Below are 24,442 nucleotides of genomic sequence, written 5' to 3' on the forward strand. Positions count from 1 at the left end.
TGCTAGTGGGGGTATAAAATTGAAAAAAGGATATTCATAGTTTGAATATCCTTTTTTACTTATTAGTTATTCTGCAACAATTTTTCCTTGCATGACACCATAGTGACCAGGGAAGCTACAAATAAACGTATAAACTCCTTTTTCAAGTGTAAAAGTGATTTTATCAGTTTCTCCAGGTCCCAATAATTTTGTGTGGGAAACAATCGAAGATAAAGCTGATTTTGGAATATATTCGTCTGCAGCAGCTGCAGCAGCCTCAGCACCAAAAGTTGGAAGGTCAACACCTGGTTTTAGGATAACTACGTTATGTCCCATGGACTCTTTTGGCATAGTACCTGCATTTTTGAAAGATAATTCTACTGGCTCACCCGCTTTTACACGGAATAAATCCTTATTATATTTCATTTGATCGTTACCTTCTAAAGATAAGCTGTTGGAAATAGCCACGTTTTCAATTCCAGGCACTGTTTCTGTTGCTTGGCTTTCTGTTGAAGTTGTCGCTTCTGTACTAGTTGATTTTTCAGACTTGTCACTGTTTCCACCACAAGATGCAATTGATAAAGCAACTGCAACTGCTGGTATCATAAAAAGTTTTTTCATTTGAATGATTGTTTGTTTATCTTTTATTTATTGTAGGCATTTCCGCAGCCTTTAGCGGTTTAGTGATGAAGTTATGACGAACGTAATTCCTTTCTGGATGCACGTTCATGAGAAATAACATCAAAACATCTTGTTTATGTTCTAAAATTAATGATTTCATTGATAAATTGAAACTATCATTTCAATTTTGACAATAAAGTATCAATTGTTTTATATAATTTGATAGGATCGAATGGTTTTCCGACAACTTCATTGGCTCCGGCATCGAGCGCTTCCTGTTGTTCCGCTTGGAGCACAGAGGCTGAAATGGAAATAATCGGCATGTTTGCGATTATCGGATTAGTGTTTCGACGTATTTCCTTGATTGCTTCAAAACCACTCATGAGCGGCATATGGGCATCCATAAACACCAGATCAATTTTTTTCTTATTGATTTCCTCTAATGCAATGAGGCCATTTGTCGCCAAAGTGATTTCGCAATTCCAACTCTTCAGGATATTTGCCAGCATAAAACTGTTTAATTCATTGTCTTCAGCAATCAGAATCATCGGGAAGTTAAACTTGGGTAATTCTGTATAGAGTACCTGCGTTTCTTTCTCTACCGGTTTGTCTTTGATTTTGTCAAAAGTACATTCAAAGGAAAATATGCTTCCCTTACCATATTCACTCGATGCAAAAACCCGACCGTTGAGCAGTGCAGCAATACGTTTTACAATTGCAAGACCTAATCCGGTACCGCCAAATTTTTTGGTGATACTATCTTCTCCCTGTTCAAACGCAATAAATATTTTTTCCAAGGCGTCTTCTACAATGCCGATCCCTGTGTCTATAACCTGAAACCGTAAACAGATGCTATGGTTATCCTCTGTTAGAAGCTGAATTTTTAATACAACAGAACCTTCCGAGGTGAATTTGAAACTATTGGAGATGAAGTTGGTCAATATCTGTTTCAACCGTAATGGATCTGTCAGAAAATAACTTGTGATCCGATCGTCTACATCAATTGAAAAATTCAACCCTTTGTAGTTGGCTTTATCAATAAAGAGGTTGTTGAGATCATCTGTGATATCGTGCACTGATGTCGACTCCATGTTAAGTTTCATCATACCGGAGTCGACTTTCGAGAGGTCTAATATGTCGTTGATAATAGTCAACAGATTTTGAGAGGCAGAGTCCAGTTTATTGATCCAGTTTTCTTGCTCTAAAGTGAGCTGAGAGTTTTTTAGCATCTGTGTAATCCCCATAATGCCGTTAATTGGCGTCCGTATCTCATGGCTCATATTCGCTAAAAAGGTTTCCTTGGATTTCCGAGCAAGATCGGCCTCTTCTTTAGCTTTGAGAATGTCCTGTTTTGATTCTTCTAAGGCAATGTTTTTCTCTTTAATTTCCTGCTGTATCAGTAATTGCTGAACAAAAGATTTTACTTTTGCGATGGTCGCTTCTGGGTTCAGTGGTTTATATAGATAATCTACAGCTCCGCTATTAAGTCCCTGAATGAGGTATTTGTCTTCTTTTGAAATTGCTGTTACCATAATCGGGATAATATGGTTTGTTTTCGGATTCTTCTTTAGAAAGGAAACAAATTCAAAACCATTGATTTCTGGCATCTGTACATCAACGAGCGCTAAGTCAATATCCTCTTTCCAACAGATTTTTAAAGCTTCGTTAGGATCTGTGCTCGTCACTATATTTATATTTTCGATATCCTCCAGCAGTGCTTTAAGACTGATAATATTTTCAATTTTATCATCGACAATCAATATATTTATCTTCTTCATTATAGCAAATCTAAATACAATTTTAAGTCAATTGCTTGATATAATCTTTTATTTCTTGAATGGTCAAAATGCGCTCCTGTGCATCGAGTTGAATAGCTGCTTCGGGCATGATGGGAACTTCAGCAGTCGCAGGGTCTTGTACAAATGTCTTCCCGCCGTACCGTTTTATCATTAATAATCCTTGTGCACCATCCTGATTCGCTCCAGAGAATAGGATAGCTGTACAATTTTCTTTATATATTTCGGCCACGGATTCGAAAGTCACATCAATTGATGGTCTTGAGTATTGAACAGGTTCTGAGATATCCAAAGAAAAGCTATAGTCTGGTTCAACTAAAAGATGATAGCCTGCAGGGGCAAAATAAATAGTCCCATTTTCTATCGCTTCCTTATCATCTGCAGTTTTTATTTTTTGAACAAGCGCTTTGGAAAGCGTGTCCTCAATACTAGAAGCATATTTAGGGTTTCTGTGTACAATCACAATAACTGGTATGCGGATCGGTCGTTCCAATGACTTTAATATATTTAGAATGACACTAAACCCACCGGCAGACCCCGCTAACAAAAGAATTTTTCTTTCCATCACCGACTACCCAATTTTTTGGTAAATATTCTGTTTTTTGTTTACGACCTTAAATTTAGAAGCGTCTTTATAGTTGATTAAAGATTCTTTCGCTCCCAAACATAAGAAGCCCAGATGGCAAAGTGAATGATAGAATAAATCCAGGACTTTATTTTGCAATTCAGTATCAAAATAGATCAATACATTACGGCAGGTAATCAGTTGAAATTCATTAAAAACGCCATCGGACACCAAGCTATGCATGGAGAAAAGGACATTTTTTTTAAGACTATTATTAATGGTAGCGGCGTTGTACATCGCAGTATAATAATCCGACAATGAGTTTTTTGGTTCTGTTTTAATAAAATTTTCCGAGTACTCTTTAACTTTTGCAAGAGAATAGATACCGCGTTTTGCCTTTTCTAACACTTTGCCGTTAATGTCGGTACCATAAATAAATGCACGTTGGTAAAGATTTGCTTCTTCTAATAATATGGCCAGTGAATAAACTTCTTCGCCAGTAGAACAGCCTGCGCTCCAGAGTTTTATATGTGGATAAGTTGCGAGATAGGGAAATACATCTGTTTTTACTGCTTTATAAAAATCAGGATCCCTAAACATTTCAGTCACATTGACTGTAATTTCCTGTAGAAAATAGGTGCTGAATCCTGGCTGATTAATCAAATTGGACTTTAGCTCCTGTAAATTGAGCTTGTTAAGTTCCATTATTCTAGTCACACGTCTTTTTAAGGAAGCTCTTGTATAGCCCGACACATCATAGCCGTGGAGATTTTTGACTATATCAATAACTTCTTCCAACTCTTCAAAACTTATCATTGCTACTATTTTATCGGTTAACTCAGCCATACGCGCATTAGGGATATTAATTTGTCAACATCAACCGGTTTACTTATATAATCGTTTGCTCCAACAGCAATTGTTTTTTCTCTATCACCTTTCATTGCTTTCGCTGTCACAGCAATAATAGGAAGGTTTGCAAATTTCTTGTTTGCCCTTATTTTTTCAATAGCTTCATAACCATCCATAACGGGCATCATGATATCCATTAAGACAAGGTCAATTTGTTTATTTCGTTCAAGAATATCTAAAGCTTCCTGACCATTGTTGGCAATTTCAATGTTCATATCATAGCTTTCAAAGGCCGTACTAAGGGCAAAAATATTCCGCATATCGTCATCTGCTAATAATACTGTTTTGGAAGCTAAATTGTTCTCAGTAATTACAGAGGATCCTGAGTGATTGAACATCGTGTATTCGTGCTTATTGCTGCGAATTTTATTTAAGAATAAATTAACTTCATCAATCAGACGATTATTTGATTTAGCTGACTTAAGGACCATTGCTTGGCTGTGATGCAAAATTTCGGAAGTCTGCTCCGTATTGAGTTCCATCGCCGTATTGATGATAATGGGTAAATCCTTAAATTGATTGTTCGATTTGATTTCATTCAGGAGTTCAATGCCTGATTTGTCAGGGAGGTTCAGGTCCATAATGATGCAGTCAAACAATTTCTCTTGATCTAACAAATCGAGTGCTTGTCTTGCATTGAAAGCCTGAAATATTTGAATATGCTGTTCTTCTAAAGATTGTTTGATAAAATCGCTTTGGATTTCCTGATCTTCCACCAGCAGAATTTTTTTCAATGGATGACTAGTCGATGCTTTTATTTTTAAGAATGTTTCAGCCAAAGATTCTTCTGATACAGGTTTAGCCATAAATCCAATGGCTCCGGCAGAGATAGGTTCATCATGTAAAAATGTTCCTGCCGACATCATGTGCACGGGGATCTCCTTTGTGCTTTCAATTTTTTTGAGGTTACGAAGAACTTCCCAACCATCCATTTTAGGTAACATGATATCTAAGATAATTGCGGCAGGTCGTAAATTTTGAGCCTTTTGTAAACCATCTTGCCCATCATAGCTGATGTATACATCGTAGCCATTCTGTTCGGCGTAGTCTTTTAGAATATCTGCAAAAATAAAATCATCCTCAATAATCAGAAGTTTATTGTGTTTTCCATCGTTGTCGATCGACTTCGTTTTTTCGACTATAGGAGATTCTTTCGGAATTTGCGTTGGCGGATTGCTTTCTTTTTCGATAGATGCTACTTTCTTGACTGAAATTTGAATTTCCTGTTCTACCGGGATGCTGAAGGTGAAGATACTACCATCACCAACCTTACTGGATAAGCTTATTTTCCCTTTTAATAAGCTAGCAATTTCGCGGCATATCGATAAGCCGAGACCAGTGCCGCCATATTTACGGCTAGTTGAACCATCTTCCTGTTTAAAAGCATCAAAGATTAGCTCTTGTTTTTCAGGAGAAATGCCAATACCGCTATCTTTAACCGTAAAAAGAAGATTTTCTGCTTCAGCTTTTATTGCTAAAGAGACTTCGCCCTTTTCGCTTGTAAACTTGAACGCATTGGATAATAAATTCTTGAGGACTTGTTGTATACGATGTTCATCACCAATGAATTCCTGCGGTGCATTTACGTCGACATCGAGTAAGAAGTGAATATTTTTCGACGCTGCGGTATCACTGAAAAAATCTTTAATATAATTGAGAAGATAGTTTGTGTTGATACGTTCTTTTTGGACTTCAACTTTACCAGATTCAATTTTTGCCAGATCCAACAATTCGTTAATTAAATGAAGGAGATCTGAGCCGGCACTGTGAATAACAGAAGCATACTTTATTTGGTCCTCACTGAGGTTTTTCTTTTTGTTATCCTGAAGTAATTTGGCAAGAATGAGAATACTATTAAGCGGTGTCCGCAATTCATGGCTCATATTGGCCATAAATTCAGATTTATATTTGCTGGACAACTCTACTTCCTCTATTTTTTGGGCTATGGCCTGACGGGCTTTTTCTAGATCTTCATTTTGGGCAAAGAGCAATTTTGCCTTCTCGTCCAGCTCATTATTGGTTTGGATAAGTTCTTCCTGCTGTACTCGAAGCTCTTCTTCAGAAGCCTCCAACAAATGTGTCTTATGGATTAACTCTTCATTAGTTGTTCTCAATTCCTCCTGTTGAGTCTCTAATTCTTCCGTTTGTTGTTGAAGTTCCTCATAAAGATCGGCAAGCTTTCCATGAGTTTGGGCTACTTTGATGATAACAGCAATGTTATCTTTTGCTTTATCCAAGAAGTTAAATCGCAGTTGCTCGTCCTTCTCATTGATAATGGGGCAACAAATCTCCATAACACCGACACAATGGCTTTCATAAGAGAAGGGTACAATATAAATCTCAGCTTCTAAGTGATCGGATAATGAGGTCTCTAAGATAAGGTGTTTGTGGTCAATATCTTTTATTTTAACGACTTCATGATTGTTTGCAACTTCGCCCAAAATGCCATCGTTTTCTTTAAACGTTCGTTTGATATACTGTGTGGAGGAAATGCCAATTTTGTGGCAAAGCTGATACTCTTGATAGTTATCATCGAAAATATAAATAGTCCCACCTAATGCTTTTATCGTAGAAGCAATAGCATGTAGGCTTATTTCGGCAATTTTCTTGTCTGTATAATCACCGCGTAACTGTTCGTCGATGCCATTAATCGCATTCAAAATCCAGTTATCACTGTTGGTCTGTTCTTGCAATAGTTGTAGACTTTTATTGGATTCTTGTTGACTTTTCACTGTAGACCTCAGAAATCTAGAGATCGAGGAAATTTTAGCGAGAATATAGAAGAACCCACTTAAGCCAATGGCGATGAAAAGGTAAGTAATGTACTGGGCCAGTTGCAGTTCATTTCTAGATTTTTCTAAGAGTCTTGCCCGTTGGTCTAATAGATCTCTGGACATGAGATCGATCTGATTTAATATCGAGGCCTTTCGTTCGTGAATATTATGGGATATGGATTGAGTTTCCTTTGTGTGACCGATATCCTGCTCAAAGTCGTAAAATGCAACAATATCTTTGCGGATGTTTTCAGTGCTGTTTGGCTGAACATGATAGAAATCATCTTTCAAACTTAAAGATCGCAACAGTTCGTCCATTTTTTTTAATTCCATTTTATAAGGAATAAATAGTGAAGCGTCTTTCTTATTCAGGTAATCCAGTTTGATGTCATTTACCTCGTCTACACTTGATTTAATTTCATTAATGATATTGAATCTATTTTCGGCTACACGAACAATACTTCGCTCGTTATTTAAATTATGATGCAGCGATATGAAAAAATATAGGGCTGAAAGGAAGATAAGCGAAAAAGAAATTATCACTCCTATGGTAATTTGCTTTCTATAATTTTTTCGATCCATGTTAGAATGAGTTTATCGTTTACTTTTCTGTAGGTATTGTGTTTCGATGGTACCTGGGGGAAAAGATATATGTAAAATAACAAAAAAACTTGCTATTCCTAAAATAATCGAAAGTCAGAATAGAAACAAACCTATAAACAGTCAAGGGGCATCCCAAAATAATCGATTACCGCGCAATAGCGATTTTTTGTTACGTAAGCGTAGCTCATACCATTTTTTTGTCTTCTAATTCTTAGTTGCGGCAAGTAGGGGTCAAGCAGTGATCAAATTAGGCCTTCTAACAGTACTTGTTCAGTGTTTGTTCAGTGCTCGTTCAGTGATCACTCAGTATAGACTGATAAGCAGTGACTGATCACTGTCTAAAAATTGATTGACAATTGTTCTTAACTATATGTTGGTAGGAAAGTGGTTCGGTCAAGTCTATTAAATAGAAGAAGAAAAAATGCTTATAAAAACAAAACCCTGATGATGGGCACCAGGGTTCGTTACTAACCAATTATAAACCTAAATTATGAAAAGACTCTTTAAGGGCTTCTAAACTAAATTAGTTGCCGTGTTGTGCCGTGAAAACTAAAAATGATTGTTTTTTTAAATCTTATGCAAGCTTCAAGTAAATAACTCTTCTGATTGCTTGCTGTTAGTGTTTCATAGCGAGATAACCTTTAATTATCTTCTACAAAGATACGGTAAATATACAGTAGCATCCAAATATTTTTGAGAATAAGTTGCTAATACAACTATGTTGTGACACACAAATGATATTTCGGCTTAACTGAATAATTATCTGACAGTCCTGTCAATTAGATCAGTATCGCTACGCGAATTATTACTCGAAATGCCTTACTTTTACAAAAATAAATTTTTATGGTATTGACCGAATTTAAATCGATAAGAGCATTTGTATTGGATGTAGATGGTGTATTGACTGATGGTACTGTACAAGTTAATGAAGAAGGGCATCAGTTACGTACATTTAATATAAAAGATGGCTATGCTATGCAGTTGGCGATCAAGAAAGGTTACCCTATTTTTATTATCACAGGTGGAGGTTCGAAGGGGGTAGAGCAGCGGATGAAAGGTTTGGGAATCAAAGAAGTGTATTCAAAAGTTAGTGACAAACTGTCTAAAATGAAAGAACTTGCTTATGATTACAAGCTTGAATTAAATCAGTTGATGTACATCGGTGACGATATTCCTGATTTTAGCTGCATGAAGTCTGTTGGCGTAGCTGTTTCTCCGGCAGATGCAGTAGAAGAGATCAAGAAAATTTCACATTATGTGTCTGGTTTTTGTGGCGGAAAGGGAGTTGTGCGTGAATTGATCGAAAAGGTCATGAAAGTACAAGGTAATTGGTATGAGGATGAAACAGTAAAAAGTATATAGGGATGTTGAAAAATATAAAAAATAGAACAATTATATTAGGGTCTCAATCTCCACGGAGAAAACAGCTGTTAGCAGGGCTTGGGCTGACATTTGAAGTCGACGTTCGGGAAACGGCAGAATATGTGGATCCCAATTTATCCGCTGCAGAAGTCGTTCGTCAAATCGCTATTTGTAAAGCGGAGGCATTTAGGGATAAAGACGATTGTTTGGTTATCTGTGCTGATACTATTGTCGTATCGGATAAGGGTGAAATTTTAGGTAAGCCCAAAGATGAACTAGAAGCCAAAGCAACGCTAACAAACTTGTCTGGTAAGAAACATTTGGTGTTGACTGCTGTAGCGATCTCATGGGAGGGTAAGATTAGCACTTTTGTCGAAACGACAACTGTTTATTTTTACGAATTAGATGCGGATGAAATCGATCATTATGTTACTAAATTTTCACCATTAGATAAAGCGGGTTCTTATGGAATACAGGAATGGATCGGCTTAATCGCTGTAAAAAAAATAGAGGGAGAATATAATAATGTGGTCGGATTGCCAACGGCAAAGCTTTATCAAGAATTGAAAAAGTTAATCTAAAAAAGCGGCTTTTGCCGCTTTTTTATTATTCCTTGATTTTTTAGCTGAGCTGTTATTTGATGAAATAACGAACCCCAGTGTAGAACATGCGTCCTGTTAATGGTCCCCAGAGCATCGAAGTGTCAAAATAGCTTCCAAAGGGTTGATCCGCTGCAAGTATTGGCATATTTTGGAAATAATTAGACAGATTTTCTCCGCCCACATATACAGTGAAGTTTTTCTCTTTCCCAAAAGTTTTGCTAATCTGCGCATTCATGGTTGCATAAGCTTTTGATGCAGTAGGCATTTGATATTCAACGGGGTTCTCTGCTGTTGACGGAATACGTTTTTGTCCAACTACATTCAACGTATAGTCTAGACTCCAGCCAGAATGGTGATTATAAGCTAGGTTGACAAAACCACGGTGTTTGGCCAATAGCGGTTTGGTCTTTCTGCCACTTTCAAAATCAGTTTGGACATCAAGTAAGCGATAGGCCAATCTCGTTTCAAAATGTGGTGCTGGCATAAAGCGAAATTCTGTTTGCAAGCTATTGGAGAAAGACTTCCCATTCAAATTGTAAAAATTGATCTCTCGGGGATTTTCGTAATCGACCACGACCTGGTTAGAGAAGCTGTTGTGGAAAAATTCAACGGATGCCGAAGCCTCACGTCCAAAGATCCGCATACTTTGGTCTATCGCTATTCCGCTATTCCAGGAGACTTCAGGTTGTAGGCCATAAGCTTTATCGTATATATTAGGCGATTGAATAACCAATTTTCTACTGCTTGCCAAGACGGCCGTATTTTCTGCGAATATATTTGCTGTACGTTGACCTCTTCCTGAGCTAGCTCGAACCGTTGTTCCCGAAATCGGGGCATAACGTAAATGGATGCGTGGTGTTGTAAACCAACCGTACAGGGAATTGTAGTCTTGGCGGAGACCGATAATGGCATCAAATTTTTCTGATGGACTATAGGTATATTCTGCAAATGCTCCCGAAACCACTTCTTTCCTTTTGAAGTTTTGATCTTTTAAATACCGCTCATTGTAATTGTCATAATTAATGGAGGCACCAACGCGATACTTATGAGCGACTGTACCGATAATATCTTGAAATAAGAGGTTAGCGTATCCATTTTGTTGGTCCGAATTGTAGTTATTGAGCCCAAAATAGCTTTTTTGATTGTAATTTGACCCTGCAAGCTGGAGACCTATGCTGCGATGCTTATTTTCGGGGAACACATAACCAATTTTAGCGAAACCTTCTACACGTTCAATATCAAACCCTAAACCATAGCGATTCGTTGTACCCTTATCTGTCTTTTCGTTAAAATCAATCTGCCCGCCTGTACGGTCGTCATTGAGATATTTTACCCCAAATTGTACCATAAGTCCTTTTCCATTTTCATAAAACCAACGGTTGACCCCAGAGAATAGATTGCCAACGGGTACATCTCTAAATCCGTTGTGACTAAAGTTCATGGATTTATTGTACATGAAATTGTCGTGCAATAGAACTGCAGTGGACCAATGCTGACCAATTTTTTGTGAAAGATTTAAGTTGACATCTGTGCGTCCCATGTTGTTAGCATAGGCATTAAAAAACAATCTTTCTGAATTTTGAGGTTTTTTCAATTCGACGTTGATCTGTCCGGCCATGTTTTCGAAACCGTTGGCTACGGAACCGATACCTTTCGCGATTTGAATTGATTCAATCCATGTTCCTGCAATAGAATTTAAACCTAAAGGAGAAGCGAGCCCACGAGGTCCGGGTAAATTTTCAACGGTTAATTGGGTATAAATACCACTGAGACCTAGCATTTGAATCTGTTTGCTGCCTGTTACTGCATCAGCACTGACGACATCGACGGAGGCATTGGTTTCAAAGCTCTCGCTTAAATCACAGCACGCCGCTTTGAATAACTCCTTTCCTGTAAGAACTTCCAGTCGTGCAGGTGTCATACGGTCGATGTAATTTGAGCGTCGTGTTCCTTTTACCTCGACTTCCATCAACACATTTCCCTTTGCTGTAATCATGATGACTTCATGAAGATCTTTGATGGTGATGGTGTCAGGTTTCATCCCAACATAACTTACAACCAATTTGTTGAACCCTTCTTTATGGTCCAATTTAAAAACACCATTTTCGTTTGTCCTTGTGTTTTTTGTTGGAAGGTTGGCCCAGTGTAAATTGGCACCAATAATGGGCTTAAGATCCCCCTTTTCATTTTCTTCAACGACAACACCGGTAACAGTATGTGGATGGTCATGGTTATCGGTTGTTACAGTTTTCTTTTCGGGTATTTTGCCATTTTCCAATCGCGGATACATACAACATTCATGGAGTTTAGCATAGGATTCATCAGTGGCAATCAAGTTGTCTACATCATGACCAACTTGAGCAATATTTTTCTTGATTGCCTCCAGTTGAACTTTTTGGGGGTTATATTTGATTTGCAATAAGTTGTCTCCTGCATTCCAAACGGCCGTTTCTACGCCATGCATTTTTGCGGCAGTTTCAATACGTTTTTTACACATGGCACAATTTCCAGCCACGGTAAGAGTCCTCGTACTGTCGGTCTGTGCCTGTACAAATGCCAGAAAAAATAAGGATAGAATGGTTGTCGTATATATTTTTTTGAAAATTTGATTCATCATTTTAATTAAGAGTATTCGCTTCAACTAGCATTTAATTTTTACCTTCATGATACCACGCAACCACATTCAAGGGGTACGGATTTATTTTTTCAGTTCTACTACTATTTTTGCTGAATGATTTAAAATCCACTGTTTTTTTGTTCCGTGACAAGCTACGGAAAGGTCAATGCTGGGAATGACAGTCTGCTGTTCTCACGAAATATAAAAACGATACTGGACTTCGGTCAATTCAAGAAAATGAACTGCGTTGGGTGAAAAGAGGTGATATTAAATTCTAAAATTTTGATTGAGAATAAAAACAGGTGGGTTCTGTCTATTGTCGCTCGCAAAATCGGTATACTTTAGTTTAGAAAAATCGTCTTCCTCCCCAGAGAAATGATAATAATTAAGTATCCAATGAAGCGTAACTATTGCGGGAGAAAAAGTGTTAAAATCAAGATTTTGTGTTACTCGGCTGAAGTGATCGACCTTTTGTGCTTCGATCTTAACATCTTTACAGCTTCCTGTTTCATGACAGTGGTTCTGCTTTTTTTTTGCAGACTTGGCACAAAGAGGGCAGGCCATATTATGGCTTTCCGATAACGATACACTTTTTGTTTCCCCTTGGCAAAAATGAAGATGCAGTGAGGCACCACTTGCTGCGAGCAAATAGAAAAATAAGCCGATAAATAGTGCAATTTTCTTCATTGAAGCAAAAATAAAGAAAATATGTAATTTTTTTTTGTAATATTTTGGATAAATGTTATAACTTGTAGTAACAAATGAAAAACCAAAAATTACCAGAGTTATGTATTTATTATTTATCAATCCGGTCAGCTCGTATTTGTTAGCTATCTTTTTGATTGTTGGGGCAATTCTATTGTACAAGGGATTCTATCATTTGGTTCGTCGTATACAGGAATAGTACAGTGTGTTCGATCTTTTTTCGGAACACTTTATCGGATAACAACGTATGTAATTTATTTCCTGAAATTTACCTATTCCAGGAAGATGTTATAAAGAAGATGTTATAAGAATGGGAACATTTTTTAAATGCTCCCATTCGTTTTGTTTATCGGCTTAATAAAGGATCACTTTTTCCCGCATTTCCAATTTCGACACGACCCGCATATTGTTCCTCAAAGTTTAGAAAACCAGCGCAGGTGAGGCGGAAATCATACCAAAAGTTTTGCTTAGCCAAATCAAAATGTATCCTAATGGATTGCCCACCTTTAAGTTGCAGTTTCCTTTTTTCTTTTCCATAGCTGATATCCTCGAAAACAAGTTGCTGGGTTGTTTTCCCATTGTTTGTACATGAAAAAGACAAACGCCCAGTAAACGCGGATTCATTTTTATTTTTTTCATAGGTACAGCGGACCTTTAACTCTGGGTTGTTTGTGTCACCTTTAAACGCTCGATAAAATCCATTTGGGCCATAGATCTCGAGGTGGTACATTTTTTTATCGAAGGCGTCTAGCGACCATTGGTCCGTTACACGATCTCCAGGAGAAATAGCATAATTTCTTGAGGTTCCAACTTCTCCTTTGTAGCTAGCAGCATGGTAGACTGTAAAAGGTGAGCCCGCAGCGTGTTTGCCAAAAATTTTATTTGAAGCTTCAAATGTGACCAAGTAATCCCCTTTGGATTGGTATTCGCCATGCACATAAAGTTCATAGGGAAGGATACATGAATCCCGGAGCCCTTTTTCTTGTTTTGGGAAATAAGGTGAACCGCTGGGGTCTTCCTCTATTTGTTTGATCTCCATTGCGCTGAGCGCTTTGAAGCCCATGGGAAGGCCTTTGAACTTGGCTTGGTGAATCTCTTGGATAAAAGGTTCCCGTTCTAGCACAATCGGTTTGTTAATGATTTCGCCATGGTAAGGCCTAAATGCCGAAGTTAAATCTCCACATACTGTACGCCGCCAACTGCTGATGTTGGTTTCTTTTATATCTTTCTTGATTTTGTGGTTAATAAACTTCTCTAGGAATTGTAAACTAGAGGTATGGTCAAACACTTGCGAATTGACCCAACCGCCTCTGGTCCATGGAGAAGCAATGATCATCGGTACACGATAACCAAGACCGATATTGCTTTCTCTTCCGCTTTCAGGATAATATTGCTCATCGCGGCGTACATATTCTAACCCAGGATTGATTCCCGCTGATACTTTTCCGCTTTCTGTATCATCCGGATTTGGAGCTGTAAAGGGTGCAAAGTGGTCAAAATACCCGTCGTTCTCGTCATATGTCAGTATAAAAATTGTTTTTTTCCAAACTTCTGGATTTTGGGTAAGAATGTCCATGATTTCGCTAACATACCATGCGCCAAACCAAGGAGAATCAGGATGGTCAGAAAAAAGCTGCGGTGGAGCCAGCCATGATACGGTTGGAAGTTTACCTTCCTCGACATCTTTTCGGAATTGATACAGGACATCCCCTTTAGGGATCTGTAATTCGCGCTGTTGCCCCCCTTCTTGATAATGCATTGTTTCCAATTCCATATATTCAGGCTGTGCACTGTTGTTAACAAAAGCACGGCGATGAATATCTTTTGTCCGCTCGTCGAGCTTTTCAAAGTTCTCGGCTGTATATAACTGTAATTCTTCTTGAGTATGCTTGAGATTTTTCTTTAAATTTTCAAGTGCTTCGCCAGCTGTTGTTTCGCTAATTTTGCGCTCAAGATCTTCTTTTTTTAATGTCAGGAGCTGACGATAGCGTGGATGATATTTGACTTGATATTGGGGGAAGTACTCCATCGGATTACAACCAAAATTGGCGAGCCAGCTGTTTGCCTCACCACTATAACCAGCGCTGCTCGAAGAAATTTCATTTTGATAGATTTTCCAGTCTATGCCTAATTCCGAAAGGCGTTCGGGGAAAGTTGTCCATGTTGCTTTCCCGCTAAACTCGGAGTCTCCATTCCAAACCAAGGCCTTTCCTGTAAGATTTTCCCGGATATTGGCTGTCCAGAAATAAAGCCTATTCGGATTCGTGCCGGTGATGCTCGAACAAAAGTGTTGGTCACAGATTGTGAAAGAGTCTGCGAGAGAATAATAAAATGGAATATCTTCGCGACTATAATGTCCCATAGTCAACGGTAGATTCGAAAATTCTTTAAATCCGGAATGTTTTACATCCAACCATTTGTTCATCTTGCCTTTATTGCGAGCATCTGTTTGGTCGGTCCAGTTGTGCGGGAGACAACCCATCCAGGTGACTTTTGAATCTTTGATATCCAATCGGAAGGGAGCAAATGTTTCGCCGGATTTTTGCGTCTGAAACCAGACTTTATTCCGATTGGGTTGACGGATAGCTCTAGGATCATTGAAGCCTCTTACACCACGCAGTGTTCCAAAGGCATGATCAAATGAACGGTTTTCCTGCATTAATAAAACAACGTGTTCGGCATCATAAAATGTGCTGCCCAATGCTGGATTTATAGCCATCGCTTTCGCAATAGCGGATGGAATAACATGGGAGATAGAAGCTCCCCCAGCAAGCATAGCCGCTTTCTTTAAAAAATCTCTTCGAGTATCCATGGTTATATCAGTATTGATTTGGTTGGCTGCCTATTGCTTGGTTAATCAAGGCAACAAAGTTATTCTTTTCCAAAAATCATATTTTCGAAAACTGTCTTAAAAATAAGAGTTCGATCCAAGAAAAAAGACTTTAGACCGAACTCTTATTAAAAAATTAACGCTTTGCTAATTTCTAGCCTACATATTAAGCTTTGATAGACGCAATAAATGCTGGAATCTGTGCAAGATAATCCGGTTCTTTTAGCCGTTTGACAAATGCTGTACCTATAATGGCACCGGCTGTATGCTTACTTGCTTTTTGAAAGGTAGGTTTATCGGAGATACCGAAACCAACGATCAATGGGTTTTTTAATTGAAGATCATGTATCCGCTTGAAGTAAGCAGCTGTATCGTCTCCAACATCAAGTGTTTTACCCGTCGTTGCATTGGAAGAAAGTAAATAAATAAAGCTCCTAGAAAGGCTGTCTATTTTTCTGATTCGTTCTTCAGAAGTCTGCGGTGTTACAATGAAGATATTTGCAATCCCATTTTTCTCGAACGTCTCTTTGTAAAGTTCTTCGTATTCATCCATGGGTAGGTCAGGTATAATGACACCGTTCACACCTGCATTTTTACATTCTTCACAGAATCTTTCAACACCAAATTGGAGCACAGGATTAAAGTAGCCCATCAAAAATACGGGAATGCTAACATGCTTGCGGAGGTCAATCAATTGATCGAACAACTTTTTTACGGTCATGCCATTTGCCAAAGAGACTTCTGAACTGTGCTGAATGACAGGCCCATCTGCCACTGGGTCGGAATAAGGAAAACCAATTTCCAAAAAGTCCGCGCCAGCTTCTTCCAATTTCTTGGCAATACTTATTGTGCTGTCCAATGTTGGATACCCAGCTGTAAAATATATCGATAAAAGGGGAGTACCTTCTTTTTTTTCAATTGTATTCATGCCTTAAAAATCAAAGTATTTCATATAATTATCTAGATCCTTGTCACCACGTCCAGAAAGACAGACAACGACAGTCTCATCACCTTTAAAAGGTATTTTTTCCAAATAAGCCAGGGCATGAGAACTCTCAATAGCCGGTATGATACCTTCTAGTCGGGTGAGCTCAAGACCTGCCTGCATCGCTTCGTCGTCGGTCACACTTACATAGTTACCTCTGCCGGATTTGAATAACCAAGCGTGTTGAGGGCCAATACCGGGGTAATCGAGTCCTGCCGATATGGAGTAAGGTTCTATGACCTGGCCATCCGCTGTTTGCATCAGTATAGATCGGCTTCCATGTAAAACGCCCTCTTTTCCTAGTGCTGTTGTCGCAGCGGATTCGCCTGAATCAACACCATGGCCAGCTGCCTCAACGGCATACAATTGAACCGATTCTTCATCGAGGTAATGATAGAACATACCTGCCGCATTGGAGCCTCCACCGACACAAGCCAATACCATATCTGGATTTTCTCTTCCTGTTTTTGCTAATAGTTGTTTTTTCGTTTCTTCAGAAATAATAGACTGAAAGCGAGCAACCATATCGGGATAAGGATGTGGTCCCACAACAGACCCAATGATATAATGGGTGTCGACAGGATTGTTGATCCAATCTCGCAAAGCTTCATTGGTCGCATCCTTTAGCGTTTTGGAGCCCGATGTTGCGGGAATAACTTCGGCACCCATCATTTTCATCCGTGCTACATTTGGAGCTTGACGTTGAATATCAACTTCTCCCATGTACACTGCACATTGTATACCTTTCAGCGCACAAACGGTAGCTGTGGCAACGCCATGCTGTCCTGCGCCTGTCTCCGCAATGATGCGCTTTTTACCCAAGCGTTCCGCTAATAGAATTTGGCCAATGGTATTGTTGATTTTATGCGCTCCGGTATGGTTAAGGTCCTCCCGTTTTAGGTAAATCGTGGTTCCATATTTTTCAGAAAGACGCTTGGCATGATATAATGGAGAAGGACGTCCGACATAATCGCTGAGCAGTTGGTTAAATTCCTCCTGGAAGCTCTCTTCTTCGATAATTTTGAGATATTCTTCACGTAGCTCTTTCACATTGGGATAGAGCATCTCAGGGATATAGGCTCCTCCAAAGGGACCATAATATCCTTTTTCATTGACTTGATATATACTCATTTTTTAATAGTATTTATACTGTGGCTTAATAGCTCAATATCTTTTAAGCCGGGTTCTACTTCAAATTTTGAATTTAAATCCAGTGCATATAGCCGTGGATCATTTCTTTCTAGTGCTGTTTTGATATTTTCGGGATCTAAACCGCCGCTGAGAAAATAGGGGGTAGTAAGTTTGTATTGGTCCAATAGGGACCAGTCAAATTGTACTCCTGTACCACCATAGGAACTACTTTTTGTGTCAAATAAAAAGTAGTCTACAATTTTAGCGTAAGGATCCAGCTGTATCCAGTCAAAGTTCTTATCGACTCCGAAGGCTTTCACGATGCTAACTGCTGATTTTTCTTTCAATTCAAGACAGAATTCCGCAGATTCATTTCCATGCAGTTGAATTGCATTTAGTTGGAATTCAGTTATTTTATCTAGAATTTCTGAAAGGCTGGCATTGACGAAAACTCCGACCTTGCTTAGGCTGTCAAGGTCCTTAATGTATGAGGAGGAGCTTTGACCAACATAACGTTTGGATTGATCATAAAATATAAATCCCATATAATCGATGCCCAAGGAGGCTACAGCGGTTATATTGTCGGGATATTTCATGCCACAAACTTTTACTTTGATCGCCATTTTATTTTTTGATTAGTTTTTGGAAACTGCGCAAAGCTTTACCTCCCATCAATGAACTTTCAGCTTCATAAAAACAGTCGCCAAAAGATTTTTCGGGATTAAAGGTCTTAATCGCAAATGCGGCATTGGTCAAAACAACATTGTTCTGCACATCTGTACCCTGATTGTTCAATATAGATAAGAATGTCTGGGCCGCATCTGCTATCGTTTCACCTCCCGTCAACTCCTGAGCTGAGACTGGGGTAAAACCAAGTTCTTCCATGTTGTAGTAATTCTCTCCTTGGTTGTTGATTACCTTAAAATCACCGGTCATGGATATCTCATCATAACCGTCCAAAGCATGAATAATGGAATATTGTTTGTTGGTATTTTGATATAGATAACCATACAATCTTGCTAATTCCAAACTAAATACACCAACAGACTGAAATCTAGGATTGGAAGGATTTGTCAATGGTCCCAGCATGTTAAAGAAAGTCTTAACACCCAATGCACGACGTATCGGGGCAACGGTTTTCATGGCAGGGTGAAACAATGGCGCATGTAGGAAACAGATATTGGCTTCATCAAGCTGGCGTTGTAGTTCAGCCTTGTCGTTGCTGAACTGATAGCCTAAATATTCCATGACATTGGATGAACCACAGCTCGAAGATACCCCGATATTACCGTGTTTTGCGACATGGTAACCAGCCCCAGCGGTGATAAAAGATGCTATTGTCGAGATATTGAAGGTATTTTTACCATCCCCACCTGTACCGCAAAGGTCAATTAAATCATAACCGTTAAAATCCAGCTTGAGGCATAAATCATACATTGCATCTCTAAACCCTCCAAGCTCTTCAACGCGAATACTGCGCATACCATAAGCCGTCATAAATGCCGCAATTTGGTGACTGTCATATTTGCCCATGGCAATGTTGGTTAGAATCTCGTAGGCCTCTTGCCGAGAAAATGTCTTGTATTCAAATAAATGCGCTAAAATTTCTTTCATGGTAATTTAAATAAAAAAAGGGCTTACCTTATTTAGGCAAGCCCATCATATCTTGACGTATTAATCAAATAATGCAATAGGAGTTTGCCACAACGTTATTCGTTGTGCCACCACCAAGCTTTATTTGATACAGTTGTTATCATTGTTATTTTTATTAATACAAATATGGTTGATAGAATTATAAAATGCAAGTGTTTTTATTGAAAAAATTTTAAGAAAGCATCATTGGCTTAATATTGCTCACAAATATACTGTAAAATAAAACCTGATAAGCGTGCATTTATGTAAAACTAAGCGTGATATTTAAGGGTTCTAGGAGCAAGCGTCTGATAAAATAGGGGCGATGAAAACTAATAGAATACAAAATGAGCTTTATTGTTCCCTTTGGAAACTAATGTAAAAGAAGCAATTTTGCTATCACGGATGACTGCCGCAAATACAAAACGCTTGAGGTATTTGACAAAGTAGACTTGTTGCGGGTCAATACCTTCGAGATCGATATCACTTGTTTCTTTTCTTCCTGCTTGAGCAAAGCTAAGATATTCCAGTTGGTTGATATCCTTGCTCTGTACATTTATCCTGATTTCATCGATGCTTGCCAATAGGTATTCCTGTAGATCTTCGTCCAGTTTTTTTGATGTTATTAGATCTTGGCTTAAAATAATATCAGTCGCTAAATTAGGATCATTCAAGCGCTGGACAAACTTTTTTAAAACAACAACATATTCATTGGAAGTTTGTTGTTCCTGAGCAAATAGGCTTTGGCTGACTATACAGCCAATAAACATGAACAACAATAGCTTTAATTTTATATTCATATCTGTAAGACTTAGCTTCATCAAAATAGATTAAAACTATGGAATAAAAACCTTCGGGAGGTTATGGATATCGTACGGAGTTGTCTCCGAAAAGAGGGCGATACCTTTAATAAAAAACGCCTTTTGAACAAAGGCGTTTTTTATTTTTTAGTATTCATCTTCATTGAAGAAGAAATCGTCTTTTGTTGGATAGTCGGGCCAAATTTCTTCGATATTTTCATATGGCTCACCATCGTCCTCAAGAGATTGTAAGTTTTCAATCACCTCAACAGGTGCACCCGAACGAATAGCGTAATCGATTAATTCATCTTTTGTTGCTGGCCATGGTGCATCTTCTAGATGCGAAGCTAATTCTAATGTCCAATACATATAAAAACAATTTAAGTTCTCTATTTTCGCAAAACTATGATTTAATTTAACTTAAGCAAGTAAATCACGTGTTATTTTTGCTGTATTAATGTAAGTTGTTGATTTTTAGTGTCATAATATTTTTAGATATTCTCAAAGTCACTTCCCTTTTCGTTTAATGCATCAAGTCTTGGTGACACTGATTTGATTTCAGGGTTTGGATAATCATTTTCGATCAAGCCATCTCGCATGCGTACAATACGGTGTGCATGTAATGCGATATCCTCTTCATGTGTCACTAGAATAATGGTATTACCCTTGGAGTGAATTTCTTCCAGTAGGCCCATAATTTCAATGGACGTTTTGGTGTCAAGGTTTCCTGTTGGCTCATCGGCAAGTATAATGGAAGGATCGTTGATCAATGCTCTTGCAACAGCAACACGTTGTCGTTGCCCACCCGATAGTTCGTTAGGTCTATGATCCATACGATGCCCTAAGCCGACACTTTCCAATGCTGCAGTGGCTTTTTCCTCACGTCTAACTTTATTATAGCCCGCGTAAATTAGGGGAAGCGCAACATTTTCAAGTGCTGTATTCTTTGGTAATAGGTTAAAAGTTTGAAAGACAAAACCAATTTCTTTGTTCCTTACTTCGGCGAGTTCATCGTCAGTCATGTCACTCACATTAATCCCATTGAGGATATATTCTCCTCGGCTTGGCGTATCCAAGCAACCGAGAATGTTCATTAACGTGGATTTGCCTGATCCTGAAGGCCCCATTAAGGCCACAAATTCTCCTTTATGGATGTTGAGTGTAACGGAGCTTAAGGCATGAATTGTTTCCGCACCAATTTGGTATTCTCTAGCAATATCCTTGATTTCGATTAAGATCTTTCCTGACATATTTTTTGGAGGTTCTCTAGGTTATGAAAATACGATTTATTCTTCATAATCCAATAGGAATGCATTTTGTCATATACAACTTTTTCTAGTTCTGATGCATTATCATCGTTAAAATCTTTAGTCTCTATCGGGGTGAATACATGTATTTTAACTATTCCAGGCCGAGATCCCCTTTTCGAGCCGTCATCGAAAAAGATATCCCAGGCATTTTCTATGATAATGGGCACTGTGGGAACGTCATTCTGAATAGCAATTCGAAAGGCTCCGGATTTAAATGCGTGAATCTGCGGGGGGAAACCGTCATCGATTTTTCCTTCCGGAAAGATAACGACACTTCTGCCATTTCGGACGAGTTCATTGGCACGTTGGAAGGCCTTGAAAGAAGATACTTTACTTCTTCTTGTGACCGGGATATCTATTGTTTTGAAAAAAATACGTGTAACCGGATTTTTAAGCAATGAAGCTTTTCCGATAAATGAAAAAGGAGCTGGGCATAAATAGGTGAGGGCCGTTATATCCAAGACCGAAGTATGATTGGGACACAATACCATGGAACGGTTCCAATCTATTTTTGATTCATAGCTCACCTTAAAAAATACACCAGCTAGGGCCGAACCACTAACTGATACCCAGCGTCGCATACGGGCGATTCTAGCATAGTTTTTTTCGGGACGTCGTGCTAAAAAATAGATATAAGGGAAAAACAGAAGAAAAACAAGTAGAACGCTGATAAAATACCAATACCGATGGAGTTTTTTGAGCAATAGGATCATACAAGTCAACTAATTTTGACCTAAAGTAAAGAAAGAAAATGGATAATTAATTATCCATTTTCTTTTTTAGTCTACTGTGAAACCATATTTCTTGTAAATATTCTTGGCTGTTGGCGAGTCCATGAATTTTAAAAAGTCATCTGCTGCCTGTGTATGGGGTGCGTTTTTAAGCTTTGCAGCGACGTAAGTTGCAGTTGTATTTTGCGCATCAGGAATGGTGATCCCTTCAACTGGATGGCCAATTAGTTTTTGGTAAACGACTTCGGAAGCCCAAACGGGAGCCGCATCGGCCTGTCCATACAATACACGCATGGGGCTTTCGCGATGGTGGATCTTGGTCAGATAAGTGCTGCCATCTTTGACCTTATCATCCATGATTTTCTTGACGAGTTGTTCGCCCCCGGCTTTTTTATAAGATGCTTTGATCTGTTCGCCAATTCCTTCCCATTGGGGATTAGGCATGCTGATACGAACTTTGTCATTCCCCAGATCATTCAATGTTCTGATATTAGCGGGATTTCCTTTTGGAATCATCAAACAGATATTGTTGTAGCAATAAACCTGTGTATGGCTGAAGTAATCTGCCATCTCGTTGATCGCTCGTTTGCTCGCTGTGTAAATATCGGGCTTATGCGTAATGCGTAGATTGTCTATCGTGATTGATCCGCCTTTAATCTGTTTAGCTAAAATGCCCGGCGGCAGGGTTTCAATAAAAATACGTTCGTATTGTGGATATTCTTTTTTGAATGATGCAAGTAGATCATCGACAACCATAAATTGATTGCCAGCGAAAAAGACAGTAAGCTGCGGATTCTCGATATCACCATATAAATCTGGAATATTGTCTATCCCGGGTACCGTAAAATTTAGAGCCGATTCTGGTGGATTATTCCAGGGGGGATCAAAACGATGTTCTTGTGCCTTAATTTCCTGGGCTCCCAATAATGCTATTGTTAGACCAAGCAGTAGAAAATTTTTCATTATACTTATGGTTTAACGATAACCCAACCTTCATTTGCTCTTAAGATTAATTCACCATTTCCGCTAGGAACATAGCCTATAAAATCAAATAGTTCTTCTTTGGCAATATGTTTCTCTTCCAACGTATTTAGGCACTGCGCTACGATAACGCCTTTCTCGACGAGGTCTTTCAAAGGTTTCTCATATTGGCTGTTCTTTTTTAGGTAAGCTTCGGTACCACCGGAAAATGCAACCAACTCAATCTGTAAGTGTCCTTTTAACCGTGGGTCTTTCAAGACATTGTTAATATTACGGATTGCTTTTTCAATTGTTTTTGGATCATTGCTGTCCAGCTGATAAATGGCTTTATACGCTTTTTTCTTTGCAACGGCACCGCTGTATTGATGGTTATTGAGCAACAATTTATTGTCCTGTGCTTTCGCTTGAATAGTCGTTATCGCTACTAAAATGCAAGCGATTGTAAATTGTTTTTTCATATTTATTATTGATTTAATGGGGTATTTATGTTTAAAAATTAAAAGGTCCGAGTTTATGTTGTTCTATACTAACGTTATCGGCATAAGGTGGATAGGGGCTATCTTTGGGTTTTTTGCTTAAATTAGGATAGTCCAATTGCTTGTTTGTTTTTTGAGGTCTATCGAAAGAATTGATATATGCTGCGACATCATAGGCCTCGTCGTCTTTCAATTGAGGTGCATCATAAGTTGCGCCTAAAGGCATATTAGCTTTGATAAAACGAGCCGCGGTAAGCAATCGTGCCATTCCAGCACCGTCATTGTAGCTGTCTTTTCCCCATAAGGGTGGATATTGATATCCTTTTCCCGCTGTTTGTGGTAGCCCCTGACCATCCTTTCCATGACAACTTGTACATTTATTCTCAAAGACCAATTGACCATGTTTCAAGTCCGCAGCACGGTTGGGAATATCCATTTTTATAAATCCTTGGCCTGCCAACCGACCTTTATTAACTGTATTTATGCTGATGTTTTTAATATAGGTGATAATGGCTCTCATTTCCTTACTATTTTCAGGAATGGCTCGGCCGTTCATGCTTCTCTCAAAGCAACCATTGATGCGCTCTTCAAGTGATTCAACCTTATTTTCTCGTCCAATATAGGTTGGAAAGACATTGGTGAGCCCGACATAAGGGGCAGCAAAAGCCTTTGTGCCTCCATTGAGATGGCAGCTGCTGCAGGCAAGCTTGTTTCCGATTTTGACCTCCCCATCATAGAAATAATCGTATGTATTTTTGATTAGCTTTTCACCATAAATGGCCATTTTACCTTCGGGATTATCTTTGAATGAGATTTCCTTAAATTGGGAAACGTGCGTAATAAGCGAGTCGTTGCGCATTTCAAGAGAATCTGTTTGCTTTTTGTTTTCCTCATGTTTTAGTGGAAATACACATAAGGTCGTACATGTAATAACCAATGCTACAATGATCCAGCTGAGTGCCTTTAAATAATCTGTTAGTTTTTTATATTCCATTACGCTAATTCATTTGTACAAATCTAGCCGCCTCAAATC

Annotated in this window: 21 protein-coding genes; 2 read left to right on the top strand and 19 right to left on the bottom strand. The window is 38.6% G+C overall.

Features of this window, described 5'->3' with window-relative positions; all coding sequences use genetic code 11:
• Positions 1–66 precede the first annotated feature (66 nt).
• The 5 genes from ACHWSC_RS00800 to ACHWSC_RS00820 form a co-directional block, all read right to left on the bottom strand.
• Positions 67–600 (bottom strand): plastocyanin/azurin family copper-binding protein, encoded by a 534-nt coding sequence (locus ACHWSC_RS00800; protein ID WP_075991088.1) that lies wholly within the window; start codon positions 598–600, stop codon positions 67–69.
• Positions 601–776: 176 nt separating this feature from the next.
• On the bottom strand, positions 777–2,378 hold the full coding sequence (locus ACHWSC_RS00805; RefSeq protein ID WP_394675487.1) for a response regulator: 1,602 nt from the start codon (positions 2,376–2,378) through the stop codon (positions 777–779).
• Between the two features lie 22 nt (positions 2,379–2,400).
• Complete coding sequence (locus ACHWSC_RS00810; protein WP_205399721.1) at positions 2,401–2,961, bottom strand: chemotaxis protein CheB; 561 nt, start codon at positions 2,959–2,961, stop codon at positions 2,401–2,403.
• A gap of 6 nt (positions 2,962–2,967) precedes the next feature.
• A complete protein-coding gene (locus ACHWSC_RS00815; protein ID WP_394675488.1) occupies positions 2,968–3,777 on the bottom strand; it encodes a CheR family methyltransferase in 810 nt (269 codons plus the stop codon).
• A gap of 17 nt (positions 3,778–3,794) precedes the next feature.
• Positions 3,795–7,226, bottom strand: a complete 3,432-nt coding sequence (locus ACHWSC_RS00820; protein WP_394675489.1) for a response regulator — start codon at positions 7,224–7,226, stop codon at positions 3,795–3,797.
• An 864-nt stretch (positions 7,227–8,090) separates the two neighbouring features.
• Here ACHWSC_RS00820 and ACHWSC_RS00825 point away from each other — a divergent pair.
• Positions 8,091–8,609 carry an HAD family hydrolase gene (locus tag ACHWSC_RS00825; RefSeq protein ID WP_205399717.1) on the top strand — a complete coding sequence of 173 codons (519 nt, stop codon included), beginning with the start codon at positions 8,091–8,093 and terminating at the stop codon, positions 8,607–8,609.
• A 2-nt stretch (positions 8,610–8,611) separates the two neighbouring features.
• Entirely contained in the window at positions 8,612–9,190 is a 579-nt protein-coding gene (locus tag ACHWSC_RS00830; RefSeq protein ID WP_394675490.1) for a Maf family protein, read from the top strand.
• Positions 9,191–9,242: 52 nt separating this feature from the next.
• On the opposite strand, the gene ACHWSC_RS00835 is transcribed toward ACHWSC_RS00830, so the two are convergent.
• The 14 genes from ACHWSC_RS00835 to ACHWSC_RS00900 form a co-directional block, all read right to left on the bottom strand.
• Positions 9,243–11,828: a TonB-dependent receptor domain-containing protein gene (locus tag ACHWSC_RS00835; protein WP_394675491.1), complete on the bottom strand. Its 2,586-nt coding sequence runs from the start codon at positions 11,826–11,828 to the stop codon at positions 9,243–9,245.
• Between the two features lie 267 nt (positions 11,829–12,095).
• Complete coding sequence (locus ACHWSC_RS00840; RefSeq protein ID WP_394675492.1) at positions 12,096–12,695, bottom strand: hypothetical protein; 600 nt, start codon at positions 12,693–12,695, stop codon at positions 12,096–12,098.
• A gap of 184 nt (positions 12,696–12,879) precedes the next feature.
• Positions 12,880–15,345, bottom strand: a complete 2,466-nt coding sequence (locus ACHWSC_RS00845) for a phosphocholine-specific phospholipase C (RefSeq protein ID WP_394675493.1) — start codon at positions 15,343–15,345, stop codon at positions 12,880–12,882.
• 184 nt (positions 15,346–15,529) lie between these two features.
• Positions 15,530–16,291 (bottom strand): tryptophan synthase subunit alpha, encoded by a 762-nt coding sequence (trpA, locus tag ACHWSC_RS00850; protein WP_205399709.1) that lies wholly within the window; start codon positions 16,289–16,291, stop codon positions 15,530–15,532.
• A 3-nt stretch (positions 16,292–16,294) separates the two neighbouring features.
• On the bottom strand, positions 16,295–17,479 hold the full coding sequence (gene trpB, locus ACHWSC_RS00855; RefSeq protein WP_120333483.1) for a tryptophan synthase subunit beta: 1,185 nt from the start codon (positions 17,477–17,479) through the stop codon (positions 16,295–16,297).
• Positions 17,476–18,102, bottom strand: a complete 627-nt coding sequence (locus ACHWSC_RS00860; protein WP_286851562.1) for a phosphoribosylanthranilate isomerase — start codon at positions 18,100–18,102, stop codon at positions 17,476–17,478. Before ACHWSC_RS00860 ends, trpB begins: the two co-directional genes overlap by 4 nt.
• 1 nt (position 18,103) lies before the next feature.
• On the bottom strand, positions 18,104–19,093 hold the full coding sequence (trpD, locus tag ACHWSC_RS00865) for an anthranilate phosphoribosyltransferase (protein WP_120333481.1): 990 nt from the start codon (positions 19,091–19,093) through the stop codon (positions 18,104–18,106).
• A gap of 350 nt (positions 19,094–19,443) precedes the next feature.
• Positions 19,444–19,911: a hypothetical protein gene (locus ACHWSC_RS00870; RefSeq protein WP_394675494.1), complete on the bottom strand. Its 468-nt coding sequence runs from the start codon at positions 19,909–19,911 to the stop codon at positions 19,444–19,446.
• Positions 19,912–20,058: 147 nt separating this feature from the next.
• A complete protein-coding gene (locus ACHWSC_RS00875) occupies positions 20,059–20,280 on the bottom strand; it encodes a DUF2795 domain-containing protein (RefSeq protein WP_028072584.1) in 222 nt (73 codons plus the stop codon).
• 122 nt (positions 20,281–20,402) lie between these two features.
• Positions 20,403–21,161: an ABC transporter ATP-binding protein gene (locus ACHWSC_RS00880; protein ID WP_075991101.1), complete on the bottom strand. Its 759-nt coding sequence runs from the start codon at positions 21,159–21,161 to the stop codon at positions 20,403–20,405.
• Positions 21,143–21,934 carry a lysophospholipid acyltransferase family protein gene (locus ACHWSC_RS00885; protein WP_394675495.1) on the bottom strand — a complete coding sequence of 264 codons (792 nt, stop codon included), beginning with the start codon at positions 21,932–21,934 and terminating at the stop codon, positions 21,143–21,145. The genes ACHWSC_RS00880 and ACHWSC_RS00885 overlap by 19 nt, the downstream gene beginning before the upstream one ends.
• Before the next feature lie 66 nt (positions 21,935–22,000).
• The gene (locus tag ACHWSC_RS00890) at positions 22,001–22,915 is read right to left on the bottom strand and encodes a substrate-binding domain-containing protein (RefSeq protein WP_394675496.1); all 915 of its coding nucleotides are present in this window, start codon (positions 22,913–22,915) and stop codon (positions 22,001–22,003) included.
• A 5-nt stretch (positions 22,916–22,920) separates the two neighbouring features.
• Positions 22,921–23,391: a DsrE family protein gene (locus ACHWSC_RS00895; protein WP_120333478.1), complete on the bottom strand. Its 471-nt coding sequence runs from the start codon at positions 23,389–23,391 to the stop codon at positions 22,921–22,923.
• Positions 23,392–23,422: 31 nt separating this feature from the next.
• Complete coding sequence (locus ACHWSC_RS00900; RefSeq protein ID WP_394675497.1) at positions 23,423–24,403, bottom strand: c-type cytochrome; 981 nt, start codon at positions 24,401–24,403, stop codon at positions 23,423–23,425.
• Positions 24,404–24,442 lie beyond the last annotated feature (39 nt).

The sequence above is a fragment of the uncultured Sphingobacterium sp. genome, assembly GCF_964277905.1.
GTDB classification, from domain to species: Bacteria; Bacteroidota; Bacteroidia; order Sphingobacteriales; family Sphingobacteriaceae; genus Sphingobacterium; species Sphingobacterium siyangense.

Excerpts from the sequence above, each read along its gene's own strand:
- ACHWSC_RS00825 (WP_205399717.1), top strand. The coding sequence starts at position 8,091 with ATGGTATTGACCGAATTTAAATCGATAAGAGCATTTGTATTGGATGTA.
- ACHWSC_RS00845 (WP_394675493.1), bottom strand. The coding sequence starts at position 15,345 with ATGGATACTCGAAGAGATTTTTTAAAGAAAGCGGCTATGCTTGCTGGG.
- ACHWSC_RS00805 (WP_394675487.1), bottom strand. The coding sequence starts at position 2,378 with ATGAAGAAGATAAATATATTGATTGTCGATGATAAAATTGAAAATATT.
- trpD (WP_120333481.1), bottom strand. The coding sequence starts at position 19,093 with ATGAAAGAAATTTTAGCGCATTTATTTGAATACAAGACATTTTCTCGG.
- trpA (WP_205399709.1), bottom strand. The coding sequence starts at position 16,291 with ATGAATACAATTGAAAAAAAAGAAGGTACTCCCCTTTTATCGATATAT.
- ACHWSC_RS00835 (WP_394675491.1), bottom strand. The coding sequence starts at position 11,828 with ATGATGAATCAAATTTTCAAAAAAATATATACGACAACCATTCTATCC.
- ACHWSC_RS00815 (WP_394675488.1), bottom strand. The coding sequence starts at position 3,777 with ATGATAAGTTTTGAAGAGTTGGAAGAAGTTATTGATATAGTCAAAAAT.
- ACHWSC_RS00885 (WP_394675495.1), bottom strand. The coding sequence starts at position 21,934 with ATGATCCTATTGCTCAAAAAACTCCATCGGTATTGGTATTTTATCAGC.
- ACHWSC_RS00880 (WP_075991101.1), bottom strand. The coding sequence starts at position 21,161 with ATGTCAGGAAAGATCTTAATCGAAATCAAGGATATTGCTAGAGAATAC.
- ACHWSC_RS00810 (WP_205399721.1), bottom strand. The coding sequence starts at position 2,961 with ATGGAAAGAAAAATTCTTTTGTTAGCGGGGTCTGCCGGTGGGTTTAGT.
- ACHWSC_RS00875 (WP_028072584.1), bottom strand. The coding sequence starts at position 20,280 with ATGTATTGGACATTAGAATTAGCTTCGCATCTAGAAGATGCACCATGG.
- ACHWSC_RS00895 (WP_120333478.1), bottom strand. The coding sequence starts at position 23,391 with ATGAAAAAACAATTTACAATCGCTTGCATTTTAGTAGCGATAACGACT.
- trpB (WP_120333483.1), bottom strand. The coding sequence starts at position 17,479 with ATGAGTATATATCAAGTCAATGAAAAAGGATATTATGGTCCCTTTGGA.
- ACHWSC_RS00820 (WP_394675489.1), bottom strand. The coding sequence starts at position 7,226 with ATGGATCGAAAAAATTATAGAAAGCAAATTACCATAGGAGTGATAATT.
- ACHWSC_RS00900 (WP_394675497.1), bottom strand. The coding sequence starts at position 24,403 with ATGGAATATAAAAAACTAACAGATTATTTAAAGGCACTCAGCTGGATC.
- ACHWSC_RS00890 (WP_394675496.1), bottom strand. The coding sequence starts at position 22,915 with ATGAAAAATTTTCTACTGCTTGGTCTAACAATAGCATTATTGGGAGCC.
- ACHWSC_RS00800 (WP_075991088.1), bottom strand. The coding sequence starts at position 600 with ATGAAAAAACTTTTTATGATACCAGCAGTTGCAGTTGCTTTATCAATT.
- ACHWSC_RS00870 (WP_394675494.1), bottom strand. The coding sequence starts at position 19,911 with ATGAATATAAAATTAAAGCTATTGTTGTTCATGTTTATTGGCTGTATA.
- ACHWSC_RS00830 (WP_394675490.1), top strand. The coding sequence starts at position 8,612 with ATGTTGAAAAATATAAAAAATAGAACAATTATATTAGGGTCTCAATCT.
- ACHWSC_RS00860 (WP_286851562.1), bottom strand. The coding sequence starts at position 18,102 with ATGGCGATCAAAGTAAAAGTTTGTGGCATGAAATATCCCGACAATATA.